This window comes from Alteripontixanthobacter muriae (assembly GCF_013336795.1).
In the GTDB taxonomy this organism is placed as follows: domain Bacteria; phylum Pseudomonadota; class Alphaproteobacteria; order Sphingomonadales; family Sphingomonadaceae; genus Pseudopontixanthobacter; species Pseudopontixanthobacter muriae.
In genome coordinates this window covers 22,720-37,739 of the sequence record NZ_JAAFZT010000030.1, presented here as the reverse complement: position 1 = coordinate 37,739, position 15,020 = coordinate 22,720, and the positions used below count along the sequence as shown (strand labels likewise).

At 57.4% G+C, this 15,020-nt stretch carries 13 protein-coding genes and 1 pseudogene; 8 read left to right on the top strand and 6 right to left on the bottom strand.

Annotation, left to right across the window (positions count from 1 at the left end; all coding sequences use genetic code 11):
- Positions 1-72: 72 nt before the first annotated feature.
- From G7A66_RS09345 to G7A66_RS09325, 5 genes are all read left to right on the top strand, one after another.
- The gene (locus G7A66_RS09345) at positions 73-426 is read left to right on the top strand and encodes a hypothetical protein (protein WP_174295422.1); all 354 of its coding nucleotides are present in this window, start codon (positions 73-75) and stop codon (positions 424-426) included.
- Positions 427-620: 194 nt separating this feature from the next.
- Positions 621-764, top strand: coding sequence for a hypothetical protein (locus tag G7A66_RS09340; protein WP_174295421.1), 144 nt, complete (start codon positions 621-623; stop codon positions 762-764).
- A gap of 740 nt (positions 765-1,504) precedes the next feature.
- Entirely contained in the window at positions 1,505-2,827 is a 1,323-nt protein-coding gene (locus tag G7A66_RS09335) for a site-specific DNA-methyltransferase (protein ID WP_174295420.1), read from the top strand.
- Entirely contained in the window at positions 2,817-3,182 is a 366-nt protein-coding gene (locus G7A66_RS09330; RefSeq protein WP_174295419.1) for a DUF5681 domain-containing protein, read from the top strand. The genes G7A66_RS09335 and G7A66_RS09330 overlap by 11 nt, the downstream gene beginning before the upstream one ends.
- A gap of 17 nt (positions 3,183-3,199) precedes the next feature.
- Entirely contained in the window at positions 3,200-3,580 is a 381-nt protein-coding gene (locus G7A66_RS09325; RefSeq protein ID WP_174295418.1) for a DUF5681 domain-containing protein, read from the top strand.
- 423 nt (positions 3,581-4,003) lie between these two features.
- Here G7A66_RS09325 and G7A66_RS09320 read toward each other — a convergent pair whose 3' ends face one another.
- Positions 4,004-4,336, bottom strand: coding sequence for a DUF6481 family protein (locus G7A66_RS09320; RefSeq protein ID WP_174295417.1), 333 nt, complete (start codon positions 4,334-4,336; stop codon positions 4,004-4,006).
- 148 nt (positions 4,337-4,484) lie between these two features.
- A pseudogene (locus tag G7A66_RS13970) lies at positions 4,485-4,640 on the bottom strand (MucR family transcriptional regulator); the annotation flags it as partial.
- A 51-nt stretch (positions 4,641-4,691) separates the two neighbouring features.
- On the opposite strand from G7A66_RS13970, the gene G7A66_RS09315 reads away from it, so the two are divergent.
- Positions 4,692-4,886, top strand: coding sequence for an alpha/beta hydrolase (locus G7A66_RS09315; RefSeq protein ID WP_332310528.1), 195 nt, complete (start codon positions 4,692-4,694; stop codon positions 4,884-4,886).
- A gap of 92 nt (positions 4,887-4,978) precedes the next feature.
- On the opposite strand, the gene G7A66_RS09310 is transcribed toward G7A66_RS09315, so the two are convergent.
- Positions 4,979-5,440, bottom strand: coding sequence for a YbaK/EbsC family protein (locus G7A66_RS09310; RefSeq protein WP_174295416.1), 462 nt, complete (start codon positions 5,438-5,440; stop codon positions 4,979-4,981).
- Positions 5,441-5,577: 137 nt separating this feature from the next.
- Here G7A66_RS09310 and G7A66_RS09305 point away from each other — a divergent pair, with 137 nt between their 5' ends.
- Positions 5,578-7,524, top strand: a complete 1,947-nt coding sequence (locus tag G7A66_RS09305) for a serine hydrolase (RefSeq protein WP_174295415.1) — start codon at positions 5,578-5,580, stop codon at positions 7,522-7,524.
- 261 nt (positions 7,525-7,785) lie between these two features.
- Here the strand turns inward: G7A66_RS09305 and G7A66_RS09300 are convergent, their stop codons facing one another.
- The 3 genes from G7A66_RS09300 to G7A66_RS09290 all read right to left on the bottom strand — a co-directional run bounded on the left by G7A66_RS09300 (position 7,786) and on the right by G7A66_RS09290 (position 12,331).
- Positions 7,786-10,140 carry a TonB-dependent receptor gene (locus G7A66_RS09300; RefSeq protein ID WP_174295414.1) on the bottom strand — a complete coding sequence of 785 codons (2,355 nt, stop codon included), beginning with the start codon at positions 10,138-10,140 and terminating at the stop codon, positions 7,786-7,788.
- A 518-nt stretch (positions 10,141-10,658) separates the two neighbouring features.
- The gene (locus tag G7A66_RS09295) at positions 10,659-11,723 is read right to left on the bottom strand and encodes a Glu/Leu/Phe/Val family dehydrogenase (protein WP_174295413.1); all 1,065 of its coding nucleotides are present in this window, start codon (positions 11,721-11,723) and stop codon (positions 10,659-10,661) included.
- Positions 11,724-11,857: 134 nt separating this feature from the next.
- Complete coding sequence (locus G7A66_RS09290; RefSeq protein WP_232366790.1) at positions 11,858-12,331, bottom strand: Lrp/AsnC family transcriptional regulator; 474 nt, start codon at positions 12,329-12,331, stop codon at positions 11,858-11,860.
- A 332-nt stretch (positions 12,332-12,663) separates the two neighbouring features.
- On the opposite strand from G7A66_RS09290, the gene G7A66_RS09285 reads away from it, so the two are divergent.
- On the top strand, positions 12,664-15,020 hold a 2,357-nt coding region (locus G7A66_RS09285; RefSeq protein WP_174295411.1), incomplete at its 3' end, for a TonB-dependent receptor plug domain-containing protein.

The following is a 15,020-nucleotide window of genomic DNA, read 5'->3' as shown; positions in this document are numbered from 1 at the left end:
GGCGTCTTCCGCGGCAGACCAGACAATTTGGTGACCATTGCAAACCTGCGCGCGGAGTGACAGGGACGAGAGATGGCCGCGTTCCGAACTGTCCTGATCGCCTTGTGGGTCGTTCTTGCGGGCTACACTGCCGTCGTCGTCGCGCGGCATGGCATGGGGCTGTTGTCCATCTTCTTCGGCGATATTGCGGCTATTGGCTGGCCGGGGCAGTTCAACCTCGATTTCCTCTGCTTTCTTGTGCTCTCGGCGCTCTGGACCGCATGGCGGAACGGATTTTCGGCAACGGGACTGATACTCGCCCTTTTCGCGTTTATCGGCGGAGCAGGGTTCCTCCTGCCCTATCTGCTCTATCTGACCTTCCGCGAAGGTGGTGAATTGTCTCGGATTCTGGTCGGACCGCAGCGGACCCGGTACGGCGGCCGCTAGCAAGGCGCTTCAGGCCCGAAACGGGGCGTGGGGGCAGTGCAGCCAAACTCATGCAGCGTTCATGACGGGGGTCCGAAACGAAAGCGGGCGCGTGTCCTTCGGGTCGACAATCGGGGGCGCGCGCCTATTCCAACCCATGTTGTAGCGAGCTTTGGCGAAGGGGCGCATCCTGCCATCCGGAAGGAGAATTCCGTATGGAGCAAAGTAATTACGAAACACCCGTGGGTGAAATAGAACTGGTCGTTGAACGCTACTGGCTCGAAGGGATGAGCCTTGATGATGCCCGGCTTCGCGCTCTGGAGGAGCAGCACTCGGGCGAAGAGAAGCGAAAGCACTAGCCGCCGACCTAGGCCGATTCACCAAACCTGCGGGGACGAGCACGCCCAGCAAGGCAGATTGATCATGTGATTTGGTGCGCGACGCAGTCTGAAGCGAACCGGTCTCACAGCCGAATTCCCGTACAAACGGGAATTCACGCGTATTTAGCACAAGAATTCGGTTCGACGCTCTGGGCTAAGGCGCACAAAACCAAGGCTTAGAGCACCAATTAGCCTTCTCTTCGCTTTGCGCCGAACGGGAATTCGCTTCTGCCTTTTCGGGATCTTGCTGCGCCACTTGCCAGAGCCAGAAACACCTGCATATCCGCCGAAAAGCCAATGCGGGCAGGCGTTGGCACAACGGGAGATGGTCCTGTTCCCGGAAGCTCGTTGGCTATTGATGCCGAGTGTTGTCTTCGAAAGGCGAAGAACTGGTCTCCCAGCGCAAAGCTAAGCGTCTTCTTCAGTAGCACTTCTAATTGCGGGTTCCCATTGGGGTTCACCGTGATGACACCCGTGCGAAAGCCGGTTTCTGTTCAACCATCAGTTCAGCGTTCTGAGAGTGGTCACTCCGGACCCGAGGTTCCCGGCTGTGTTCGTTCGAAAATGTCCTGATGCTCTGGGCTGCAGGCATCGCCAGATTTTTTCCAACTCTGACACTACGCGGGAAGCAACTCCGGAGCATAGGCTGGGAGTCCGAGTCGGCTAGGCCATGCGCCTTCTGGTGAGGACATGAACAATGTCTTCGACGGAGAGCCCAAATGACCAAACCTTCTGATCCTCAGATTAACGGAATCACTGTCACCTACCGCAACCGAACGACCCTCAAGCCGTATTCACAAAACCCAAACACTCACAGCCCGAAGCAGGTGGAACGGATCGCACGCAGCATCCGCGATTTCGGCTGGACCAATCCCATCATCGTAGATGAGGATCATCAGGTGCTTGCAGGACACGGCAGGCTGCTTGCTGCGGAAAAGATGGGAATGGAGGATGTTCCAACCATCTGTCTCAGCCATATGAGCCCGGCTCAGAAGCGCGCCTACATCATCGCCGATAATCGCCTGTCAGAGATCGGAGGCACCTGGGACCGGAAAATGCTTGCCCAGGAGCACGATGCAATCCGGTTACTCGATCCGGGCTTCGATCTGACATCAACGGGCTTCGAGCTGGAGGAGATCGAAATCATGTTCGACACCTTGAGCACAGCGCCTGGCGATACTCCGCTTGAACCAGATCGATCACAGCCGGCCACTTCGCGCGAAGGCGATCTCTGGTTGTTAGGCGAGCACCGTCTCTACTGCGGCAACTCGCTCGAGGAGGAGAGCTACCGCAGAGTGCTGGGGAATGAAAAAGCGCAACTCGTGATTGTAGACGCGCCCTACAACGTCAAGATCGGCGGCCACTGTGTGGGCAAGGGCAAGCACCGCGAGTTTGTCATGGCATCAGGAGAAATGTCTCGCACCGAGTTCGCAAGCTTTCTCAGCGCAGCTTTTGAGCATCTCATTGCGTTCAGCCACGAAGGTTCGATCCACTTCCTCTTCATGGACTGGCGCCACACGGCCGAGATGGTTCTCGCAACCAGCTCCTATGCCGAGCAGAAGAACTTGATAGTGTGGGACAAGGGAACGGCGGGAATGGGCTCGTTCTACCGCTCCCAGCACGAACTCGTCTGGGTCATGAAGAACGGCTCTGCCAAGCACATCAACAACTTCGGCCTTGGTGAGAAGGGGCGGCATAGAACGAATGTATGGTCCTACCAGGGTCTGAGTGGAGGTGGTTCCGAGCGTAAGGAGCTCCTGGCGCTTCACCCCACTGTGAAGCCGCTCACGCTGATTGCCGATGCCATCAGGGATTGCTCCAAGAAGAAGGGTCTTGTCCTGGATAATTTCGCAGGCTCCGGCACGATTCTACTAGCTGCCGAACATACCGGCAGGCGAGCTGCGGCCATCGAGCTCGACCCTCATTACGTCGATGTCGCTGTGAAGAGGTGGCAGGCTGACACCGGCAAGAAAGCATTGCTCAGTCACCTTCAGCGCACCTTTGATGAGATCAGCGAGAAGGGCCGCGAAGATGAAAAATGATGCAGCAGGAGAGGCCAAGCCAAAGCGCCGTTCCACAGTACGGCGGAAGGGCGGCAAGGCGACTGAATGCAAGAAGCCGCGTCGGCCGCACAATGCTCATCGAGTGAAGATTGAAGTTCTTGAGGAGCTCGTGCTGAAAGTAGGCGCGGAGCCCCGCAAGGTCATGAAAGACGGCGAGGTGATCACGATGAGCCGCGCTGAGTGCGTGATGCGCGCAGAAGTAGAGGCTGCTTTGGGAGGCCAGGTGCGAGCGCTCGCATATCTTCTCAAACTGATCGCCAAATACCCGAAACTCGCTCGCTCAAGCAGGGAAGAGATAATCATCTTTATCAACGGCGATCTTGCTCAAGTTTAAGAAAGGAGACCTCACAGATGGAACAAGAACCACTGCAGCCTGGAAAGCGAACAGACGTCGGATACAAGCGGCCTCCTCGCGAACACCAGTTCAAGAAGGGGCAAAAACCTCCTCCAAGAAGACGCAAAGAAAAGAGTGCGGATTCGCTCAGACCGTCTGAGTTACTGTGGGGCATTTTACAGGAAGAAAGGCGTGTTACTCAGGGTGGCAAGGTAAGATGGATGTCGAATAGCGAGCTGCTCATGCATAGAGCGCATGAGCTCGCACAAAAAGGAAACCCTACAATCAGGCGTTTGCTGCTTGACCTGATGATGGCGGCGGACCCGTCGGCAAACAAGGAGCACATTCCGACGCGCATGGTGGTGGATGGTGTCGATGTGACGAATTACCGGACCTGATATTGGCACAGCAGGGCGTGGTTCACTTAGCATAACGCCGGACATCAGCCCTGCTGCTAGAACGAATGCCCGACAGTGGCGGGAGGGAGTGGATACTTGCGGGCTCAACGGTAACGTGGCGGACAGAAGGAGAGCGCTTATGCTTGTTTGCTGGCCCCAAAACCCGTCCAGTCAGAAAAAGTGGGAAGAGCTGCTCGCTGCGCTGGATCCTACCGATCCGATGTACGAAGTGAATCGCGAATGGATCGAGAGCGAGCGCTCGCTCTTTCTTGCCATGTCAACTGCTAGCGGTTGACCTGATAGGAAGGGCAAGCAGGCAGACCTGCTGGCCGGTGTTTGTGGTCTCTCCGCAGCTAAGATCGAATCCAAGTTCTAGATATCGCATGTTGGTCCTAGACAGCCGCTTGCGCGGCTCTCCCGGGGTCAGGACTTGCGGCTCTTTCGAGCCGCATATTTCGCGTCGCGTGCAGCTTTCTTCTCTGCTTCGGTTCGCACGGGCGGCTCAGCCTTTGCTTTCTCTTGTTCGGCTTTGAGTAAGCGTTCCTCATCGACCCTACGCTTTTCCGCCTTTACTGCCTTTGTGGTCTCCCGTTTGGCCGCAGCCTTCGCCTCTCGCTCCTTCTGCCGGGTGGCTGCTTCTGCCAGCGTCGCTTTATCAGGCTTTGGCCGGGCTTTCAGTTCCTCCAGAGCGGCGTTCTTTGTACGCGCTGAAGCAGCGACTCTGTCCTGAAATCCTGGTGCCTTGTACCCCTTCACGTAAATCCTTCCTTCTCGAATATTTCTTCGCGCTGCCCTATCCGCCAGAGTTCGCCGCTTCAAGTGTTGGGCCGGCACGGTGGCCGTCATCACCAGCATCGATTATGCAACTGGCCAATGCTTGGATGTCAAACGGCCAGCCACATGATCAGAATTTGGCTTTTCGCCGGCCGCACTTTCGATTGGGATTACGCCCGAGCCCGATCTTCTTGGCAAGATCCCGGCGCTTATCGGCATAATCAGGAGCAACCATCAGATAGCCGGCTGGCAAACTCCAGCGCTCGCGGTAGGTTCCGGGCCGCATCTTACGCATAGATCACCGTTACGGGATGTAAATCGCATCTCCGTTCCCTTCATGATGGTCCATGGTTACACTGACATCGAGGTCAGTGTCGCGCCTTCCAAGCTCATGCTTGAAGCCTTTTTGGATGCTGGCAAGAAGAGCGAGCTGATCGTCTACAAAGGTCTCGCGCATGCACTGCACGGTTCCGCAGCGCGAACTGAAATGCTGGGCAAGGCAGCCGATTTGGTTGTTGCTGCATTGAAGTAGGCGAAGAGGGCGGCGCTTTCCGTCGCCGTCCATCAGCCTCCGAGCATAGAATTGTCCAGGCAGGTTCTTGCGCAAACTGCGAGGTATCGCAGTCAGTCTCGGGCCACGTCTACCCACTGTGCGTCGACAAGCTCAGCCAGGCGGTCCGGCTCGATCCGAATCGCAGCGTTCACTGCACCTGCGGCGGGAAGAACAGTTTCGAACCGCTGCAAGGTGCGATCGACGAAGATCCGCATGTCATGTGGCAATCCAAAAGGGCACACGCCACCCACGGGATGGCCAGTCCATTGCGCGACCTCATCGGCGGCAAGCATTCTCGGCTTCTGTTTGAACCTGTCTTTATACTTACGGTTGTCGATCTTCGTGTCACCACCCATCACGAGGAGGATGATTTCATCCTGCACTTTAAGGGTGAGGGTCTTGGCGATCTGCCCCGGCACTACCTCATGTGCATCGGCCGCCTCCTGAACGGTTGCGGTCCGTGCCTCTGTCTCCATGACTTCGATATCGGGAGCGTGTGCGGACAGGAACGCACGGACGGACTGCAGACTCATTGGATTGCCTTTATGCGAGTAGCATTGACGTTCTACGATCAGGACAATAGCATCCTAATTAGAACCTTCCAGAAGTTTAGCAGATCACACTGACGTCCTCCGCCCCCGGGGGCGGTCCTGCCTACCGAGGATTAATCATGAGAGCCTACATTCTTCCGAGCAGTTTCGCCCTCCTTTTCATCGGCACCAGCGGCCTTCACGCGCAAGAAGCGATGAAGCTGCAGGTCGGAACCTCTGTGCCCACGATGCTGGCCCCAGACGAGACGCTAACCTACGAGTTGAATTTGCCGGAGAGCCATTTCGTCTCTGGCCGGGTGGATCAGGACGAGGTGGACGCAACGGTGACGATCACCGATCCGGCAGGCACGCGTGTGTTGCAGGCTGCGCGGGTTGGAGAAGGCGGCCCGGAGACATTTGCATTCGCAACGGATATGGAAGGGCGGTATCTGGTCGAGGTCACTCCCGCGACGGCGGGCGAGGGTGGCGCCCTGCGTGTGCAGCTCACGCGTTCGGAGCCGGTTGCGACGACACCAGCAGGCAAGGTGGACCAGGCTGCTGCCCAGTTATACGAGGACACCCCGGGCGCCGTTGTCGGAGTGATCGAGGGCGGCAAGCTGACGTTCGTGAAGGGGTATGGTGCCGCAAATCTGACCTACGCGGTGCCGTTCACGGCAGAGACGCCGACCAACATCGGCTCCTCGTCAAAGCAGTTCACCGGCTTCGCAATCGCCCTGCTGGCCTCCCGGGGCGAGCTGTCGATGGATGACGACGTGCGGAAGTACATTCCTGAACTCAAGGACTTTGGGAAGACGATTACCGTTCGCAACCTCCTGACGCATACCACCGGCTACCGCGAGTTCATCAACACTCTGCTCATCGGAGGGCGCCAGGTGCTGGAGGGTGATTACATCGCCCCTGACGAAGTCATCAGGGTGATCAACCGGCAGCCGAAGCTTCAGAACGAGCCCGGTGCGGAGTTCAACTATAATAACTCCGCATTTTCCCTTGCGACCATCCTGGTTGAACGTGTCACCGGCCGCCCCTTCGCGGAGTGGATGCGCGAGGAGGTTTTTCTGCCTTTGAGCATGACTAAGACATGGGTGCGAGCAAATCCTGGCCAGATCATCCCGGACCGATCGGCCGGGTACATCGCCGGAGCTGGCGGTTTCCGTGAAGTGCGGGATCTCCATGGTTCGGCGGGCGCGGGTGGCATCTACACGACGCCGGGGGACGTCGCAAAGTGGATGCGCAACCTGAACACCGGCGAGTTGGGCGGTCCGGCAGTGCTCAAGGAGTTGACGACGTCTTTCGTGCTCAACGATGGAGAGCCGACGAACTACGGTTATGGGGTGTTTCTTGACTCGAAGCGCGGTCTGCGGCGGTGGCAGCATGGCGGTAACGACTTGGCGCACAGCTCGACCTTCGTGTACTATCCCGATCTCGACGCCGGATACGTCGTGTTCAGCAACTACCAAGGCGTTCCCGGAGGCATTGCAGGCGTCGTAGCCAATACCTTCTTCGGTCAGCACATGACGGGAGTCGATGTGCCTGCTGCGAGGCTACAGAGCTATGCCGGCAAATACGAGATGACGACGCTGGGCCAACTCATGACGGTGGAACTGCAGGGAGGTGAGCTGCAGCTAACGCTACCGGGGCAGCCGGCGCTCCCGCTGCGGCCGACCTCCATGACCACCTTCGAAGTGGTTGGTGCGCCCGGGCGGATCACCTTCCACGCGGCAGCCGGCGGCACTGTGGAGTCGATCACCTTTGAGCGGGACGGGCAGCATTCCGGAAAACGCGTGGTGGAAAAAGGGGTCGAAGTAGACCTCACCAACTACGAGGGACGCTACTTCAGTGAGGAGCTCGAAACGTTCTATGAACTCAGTGTCGAAGGCGGACAACTCGTCATCCGGCATCGCCGGTTCGGACCGGCTGCGCTGACGTACACCGGCGAGGATACCTTCTCCGGAACGCTGCCGGTCACCGACGTTGTGTTCCGCCGCGATGCGCAAGGCAACATCACCGGGTTTGACGCTGGCAACGGTCGCGCACGCGACATAGCGTTCGAGAAGGTCAGCGGCTAGCGACGTAGTCGCGACCGTTTCGAGCGCCGAGGGCGCGGTGGGTCCTCGAAGCCATTAGCACTAAGGCCTCGTGCTTGTTACCAGCCTTCCGCGCTTTCTTCCTTTGGCTCTGCAACACCCGGTCGGCCAAATTCGATACTAAAGCGTGTTCTCAGCCATAGCAGCCCCGCTCATCCGCCCCTTGAAAAAAGAACGAAGCTCGTCTGCACTCCCTCCTACCTGAAGGCAGCCGCACCTGATAACGCCGCATGAACCTGACCATCAGAAACCAGCGCCAAAGAGAAGGCCGATAGTTCGTGGGCGAATGGTCGAAACGTTGATCAACGGCGTGGCATTCCCGCCGAGATCGGCTGGTACGGAGAATGGGAAACCTCCCGCGCTTACCACACCATAAGTGTCGAACACATTTCGAGCGAACGCCTGCATGGTAAAGCGGCCGAAATTAACTCCAGCGCGCAGGTCAACGGTTTCGTAGCCGTCTATGCGGATACGTTCGCCGAACGCCGCGCGATAGCCAGCGTTGAAGCCGCCCGTTTGATCGCCCACGAGCCGCACGTTGCCCCCGATAAATGCTTCGACGTCGCTACCGAGGGACCATTCGTAATCGGCCGAAATGTTAGCGCTGATCTCTGGCGTATAGGGGAGTTGGTCACCTGCGAGGCCGCCCGTAAGATTGAGGCCGCCACCTGGGGGAACAGTGTCGTCGAGCAGTTCGGCATCAACATAGGCCAAGGTGCCAACAATGTTGAAGCCGCGGGTCGGACGCATTGTTGCGGTCAGCTCTGCACCTTTCACTCGCGCGCGGCCACCGTTGGTATTAACACCTACCGGGCCAGCCGCACTGTCTGCAGTACTGATAATGAGTATATTTTCCCAATCAACGTAGTAGACTGCTCCATCGAGTGCGAAGCGGCCATCGACCGTCTGAGTACGCAGGCCAACCTCATATGAAACAAGGGTATCTGAATCGAACTCCGTCGGGAAATCTGAACTTGCGCCTGGAGGAATGAAGGTGGGCCCGCCAGACCGATATCCTTTGGCGACGCGGGCGTAGATCGCAGTCCAGTCACTTAACTCAAAGCGTGGCGAGACTGAATAAGTGAACACGCCCTCAGAGGAGTCGCCGAACTGCGGCTCGCCCATACCGAGTTGGGTAACCTGCTGTGTCGAGCTCTGCTCATTATGACTATAGCGGCCTCCAAGGCTCACGTCGAAGCGATCGCTAAACTTGAAGGTCGCATTCGCAAAACCAGCCATTTCCTCATAGTTCGCGTCGATGCCCGAGACGACAAAACGGTCGAACGTGAAAGGACCGAACGATCCTTGAGTTGGGAGGAAGGCTTGGCTCGTCAATTCGAAAGGTAAGAATTCTTGGATAAGAGCCGTCTTCTCATCCGTGTAGTAGGCGCCGATTAGCCATTCGAACCGGTCGCTGTTGACGGACTGTAATCGAACCTCTTGCGTGAATTTCTCGACTTCAACATCGTTCTCAAACGCAAGACCGACCGAGCTCGGGGAGGCTGGCGCGTAAATTGCATTAGCCAATCCGCGAGCAGCGTTGGTGCTGATGTCGCCAAGCTCATCGCGAGTTTGCTCGCTGTAGCTGGTGATGGAAGTCAGGGTGGCGAAACCGAAATCATAATCCGCTGTGCCGGAGTAAACTCGATAATCGAGATCGTTAAATTCTGCGATCCGCTCAAAGCGCGTCCGATCAGCTTCACTGGTGAATGCCCCGGTTAGTGCATCTAATGGCCTCATAGTGAGCGGATCGGCCTGGAAGCTCGAAGGCGAGTCCGTTTCTATCTTCTGGAGGAGCGCCATGAGCCGGATTGAAAGAGCTTCGGTCGGGGTGAACAGCAGCGAGGCGCGGCCGCCATAGCTCTTACTACCATTGACATCGCTTCCGCCACGCGCGGGTGCGCCCACATATCCACCAGTATCCCGATAGAAGCCGCTGACGCGAAAAGCCAAACTTTGACCTAGTGGAACATTGACCATCGCGTTGCCGAGGTAGCTTAATTCTCCGTATCGGGTATCTTCAACGCCGGCCTGAGCTCGCATTTCGAACTGATCAGTGTCGGGTTTATTTGTTACAAATTTTAGGACACCTCCTAGCGAATTCGATCCGTAGAGCGTACCCTGCGGCCCGCGCAGCACCTCCACGCGAGCAACGTCAAAGGTGTCGAAGTCTCCGGCCAAGATTGCGCCATTGGAAAGGCTGCCGCTGGCGCCGAACGGAATGTCGTCGACGTAAGTTGCGACTGTCGAGCCTGCTGAGCCAGTGTTTATGCCTCGCAAGATGAGGCGCGTTTCGCCAGGATTTTCCTGTGTGACGGTGAGACCGGGTACAAGTTGCGCATAATCTATAAAGCTGCGAGCGACTTGACGCTCGAGTGTCTCCTCGCCGACAACGGAAATCGACAGTGGGACGTCTATCAGCAATTGCTCTCGGCGCTGGGCAGTCACAATGATGACTTCCCCCTTTTCTGCCGACAGCACGCCCTCGTCTGGCGTCGGTGCACTTTCGTCCTGCGCTTGAGCCGGCGTTGCCATGGCCAGCAGCGCAGTCGATGCCAGCATTGCCGCACGATGAGTGTAGTTCGAATAGCCGTACATTAAGCCTCTCCCCTAAGATGCGGCGCGCCGCTATAGCGATCTCGCCCCTGCCGTTTTCTAACCCGAGCAGGTCTAATTGGGACATCATGGGCTCAATCGGAAAAGTGTCAACCTTCCCGAACGAGACTCGTGTTCTCGAGCAGGTGGAACGGACTTCATCGTCCGCAAAAATGGCGTATTCGCGTGAGCGAGCTTCCACATCGACGGGCGTTAAGAGCACCATTCAATCGTTTGTTAATGTTACATGATTTTTAGGCCGGCCGTGCTGGCCTAGTGACGCATCTTCATAGCTGTCGCAGGCTGAGAAATTCACCGATCTTCGGGTTCGCCAGTTTCGGTGTTATTTCGTGTGATCTCCATCTGCGGCTGAGAGCGAAACAGGCGCGCATTTCGCAATCTGCAACCCTTACGCGCCCGGGGTGTGGGGACGGCTAAGCTGTTGAAATATTACACGAGGCGCGACAGGCGGCATTATTTGCTACACCAATGACAGTGAGCTTGATCGTCATGGCCATCAACTAGGCTGCTGCGACGGTTGCCCGCGATCCGAGCGCCAATTTACCGCGTGCTAGGGCGTCGGCGGCGCGGTGCGGTGCCAAGCCGGTTTCTTCTGCATGGCGGAAGACTTGCGCTAATCTTTCGCCGCTCGCCACGACCCGGCCGTTTACTTCGGAAACGCTCCACCCGAAATATTCGGCACATACATTGATGATACCACCGGCATTCACGACGTAGTCGGGTGCATATAGAACGTCGCGTTCAGCAAGAATGTCGCCCGCTTCCCCCGTAGCCAGGATATTGTTTGCCGCACCGCAAACGACGCGCGCTTTCAGCGCGGCTATGTTCTCGGAGGTGAGGACTGCGCCCATGGCACATGGTGCGAACACGTCGCATTGGGCGGAAAGGATCGCACTCGGGCTGACCACCTCAGCTCCGAATTTGCTGGCGACGTTTGCAGCCAGCGTGGCTTGGGTCTCGGCTACTATGAGACGAGCCCCCGCCTGATGAAGAAGCTCGCAAAGTGCCGAGCCGACGTGCCCGAGCCCCTGAACCGCGACGGAAAGCCCGGCAAGATCACTTCCGAATTTATATCGAGCCGCAGTCTGCATCGACTTGAAGACGCCGAGCGCGGTCCATGGCGAAGGGTCGCCACCGGGCAGATCGCCTTTGGGAGTGAGCCCCGCAACAAAAGGCGTCTCGGTGTGAATGGTTTCCATGTCTCGGACGCTGGTGCCCACGTCTTCGGCAGTAACGTACTGACCTTTGAGTTCTTGAATTTTCCGACCAAAGGCTCTGAATAGCTTTGATCTGTCAAAATCACCGATGGGGAGGTTAATGACGGATTTGCCGCCACCAAGCGGGAGTTCGGCCATCACGTTCTTGTATGCCATGCCTTCCGCAAGCCGGAGAGCGTCGTGGTTCATCGCTTGGCGATTTTCGTACCGCCAGACTCTGCAGCCACCGGCGGCAGGTCCGAAGCGGGTGGAGTGGAGGACGATAACCGCCTCCAAGCCGCTATCAGAGTCACTAAGCTGGTAAACCGCTTCTGGTGGAAACGTTAGATGTGCGACGGGTGCTTGCATGTCTGGTCTCCGGGTTGGTTGTGACCTTTTCACGGAGTTCAGCAGAATTTTCTTACCTGATTTGGTGATTTCCTGCGTTTATATAGAGGAGATCGACCGGCAGACGCTTTGTATGAGGTGAAAGTTACTTCTGGTCAGGTGATTGGTAAGCAGGTGGTGGATTTGATCTCGGACAGCGCAATCGTCGAGTTAACCTCCTGGACCCCTGACAGTTGAGAGAGGCGGTCGAAGAAGAATCGTTCGTACGCCTCGATGTCTGGTGCAACAACTCGTAGCAAGAAATCAACCGGCCCCATAAGCACGTAGCATTCCAGGACCTCAGGGAAGGCCCTGATCGCTTCGGAAAATTCGTCGAGATTCGCCCGACCATGCGCGTTCAGTTTGACCTGTGCGAACACCTGAGTGTTCAGGCCGACTAGCTTGCGATCGATCAGTGCCACTCTCCGCTTTATGAAGCCTTCCTTCTGTAGCCGGTCTATGCGCCGCCAACATGGGGAGGGGGAAAGCCCGACCTTTTCTGCAATGGCAGCGTTCGATAGCGAACCGTCCTGCTGCAATAAGCGCAGGATCTTCTTCTCGAACCTGTCCAGGTTGTGGGCTGCTTTCAACGCTAGCTCCCATTTCTCAGCAGAGAATTTTCGAAAGCTCCGCAGCCGGCAGAGGCGAACGCGATATTCGTCATGCTTCTTTCCTTCGCAACCGACGCATTCCCACATTATCTCCCCGTTGTCTCTTTGGCAGCTCAGACTGTCAGACGAACCGCACCTCGGATTGACATTCTCTATATAGGGTGCATACCTCCCATCTGGGACAAAAATGTCGCCATAAGGGAAAAGTCGCTTCGGTAAAGCGCCAAGTATTCTGCGCGGGATGTGATGAAGGTCAAGCTCAAAGCGGCACTCTTCACCCAAGGCGAATGTAGCGGGAGGAATTCATGTACTTGAGGCAGTTCAAAATTCGGACAGTGCTGGCCAGCTCAATTGCCAGCTGCGCGCTGGTCGCTAGCACTCCCGCGCTAGCACAAGCGGCAGATGCGGAGCCGTTGCCGGTTCAAATGGAGGAAGACGCTCCAGCTGAGCCCGTGGATGTGATCGTGGTCACCGGGTCGCGTATTCAGCGCGCCGGCTTCGATCAACCGACTCCCACGACGATGTTGGCGGATGCGGAGATCCAGCAGGCGGGCCGCGTGAACCTGCAGCAGGTGCTGAACGAGCTTCCGCAGGTCCGCAACTCAGTTGCGCCATCGACCGCGACGGGCAACACATCCAGCGGCACCGCACCTGTAGATCTGCGCGGCCTGGGTGCTGTCCGAACGCTTACATTGGTGAATGGCCGGCGCTTTGTCGGTGACAACAACCTGAACTTCGTCCCGACGAACCTAGTCGAGCGAGTTGAGCTGGTCACTGGCGGCGCTTCGGCAGCTTGGGGCTCCGGAGCCATTGCAGGCGTTGTCAACATCATTCTCGATGACAACCTTGAGGGGCTGACACTTGGTGCGCAATCGGGCATTTCCTCTCGCGGCGATGGCTTCCGCTACGGCTTCGACGGCTCTTTCGGAACCGAGTTCGCCGGCGGCAGAGGTCATTTCATGGTGGGCGGTGAATACGTCAAGGACAAGGGCATAGGCCCGGGCGGCCGTCTCGAGCGCCCTTGGCTTGGTGCGGGACTTGTCAGTGTAGGTGGTGGCCAGCTAGAATTGCAGCCCGACGTGAACGATCTGGCACCGATCACCCGCCAGGGAACCGTGCTTGCCGGCACCTTTGCCGGGCAGTTATTCAATCCTGATGGAAGCCTGCGGCCAGCAACTGACGCTGATTTCTTCAGCCTCTACGACCTTCTGTATGTTGCCAATCCGCTGGAACGCATTGGGACTTATGGGCGGCTGACGTTTGACATTGGAAGCGGAGCGACCGTTTGGGCCGACGCCATGTATGGACGGTCAAAGACCTTCCAGCCGTTCTTTCCCGATTTCTCTGCTCCGGTCTTCTCCGTTTCGTCCGATAACCCTTTTCTTTCTCCCGACATCAGATCGACCCTCGCTGCAAATGGCGAAGAGAGCCTGCTGATCGGACGACTTCTGACCGACACCTTTTTCATGACCTTTGATGCGGTGCGCGAGACCAAGGAGGGAGCAATTGGGATTGAAGGCACTTTGGGGGGCAGCTGGGAGTACGACGCGCACTACAGTCACGGCGAAATCGACAGCGAGCAGAGATTTCTTAACTCCTCCATTCCGGCAAACTTCAATCGTGCCCTGGACTCTACTACATTCAACGGCCAGATCGTCTGCTCGGTTAATGCGGATACCGATCCGACCAACGACGATCCGTCATGCGTGCCGTTTAACCCTTTTGGCGTAGGAGCGTCGTCGCAGGCGGCACGTGACTATGTCAGAGGAACACAGTTCGCGGGTAGTGTCACCAAGCTGGATTCCGCTGCTGCACGGCTGCAGGGTGATCTGCTCTCGTTGTGGGCGGGTCCCGTGACATTGGCCGTTGGCGCGGAAGCGCGCTGGGAAGAGCAGGTGGGGAGAAACGGCGAACTCGATGCGGCGGGAGTGTTCGGCCTGCCCGTCTTCACCACTCCTCTTGCAGGTGGCTTCAACGTTAAGGAAGGCTTCGCCGAATTGCTCATCCCGGTCTGGAATTCAGACGGCTTCGAGGTGGATGTGAACGGGGCCGCCCGCTACTCAGATTACAGCCTTAGCGGTGGCATTTGGTCCTGGAAGTTGGGCGGGACAGCGCGCCTGTTTAACGACCTCCTCCTGCGGGCCACGCGCTCTCGCGATATTAGAGCGCCCAGCATCAGTAACCTATTTTCCGTCGGTGTTCTGAACGTGCGCCCAATCGTGGACAACGATCAGGCCGGGCGGGATGATCCCGGCTATAACCCCAACCCTCAAGCGACAATTTTGAGCGGCGGCAACCCGGATTTGGTTCCGGAGGTGAGTCAGAACTGGACGGTAGGCGCATCTTTCTCACCTGGCTTTATGAGTGGATTGAGGCTCTCGGTTGATTACTATGACATACAGATCGACAACGCCATTGCTACGCCCAGCCCCTCGGACGTGACAGCCGCCTGTTCGCTCGGTGACGCAACTGCCTGCAGCAACGTCATCCGCGATGAGACGGGGACTATTGAAACCATTTTCGCCACGGCCCAGAACATTGCGCAGTTCGAAACGAGCGGCTTCGACATCGAGGCAGCATACAGGACCTCATTGCCGGATCGGCTCGGTCTGTCAGGATCGTTCCATGTGCGCGCGTTGGCGACTTATGTGAAAGAACTGGTGTTTCA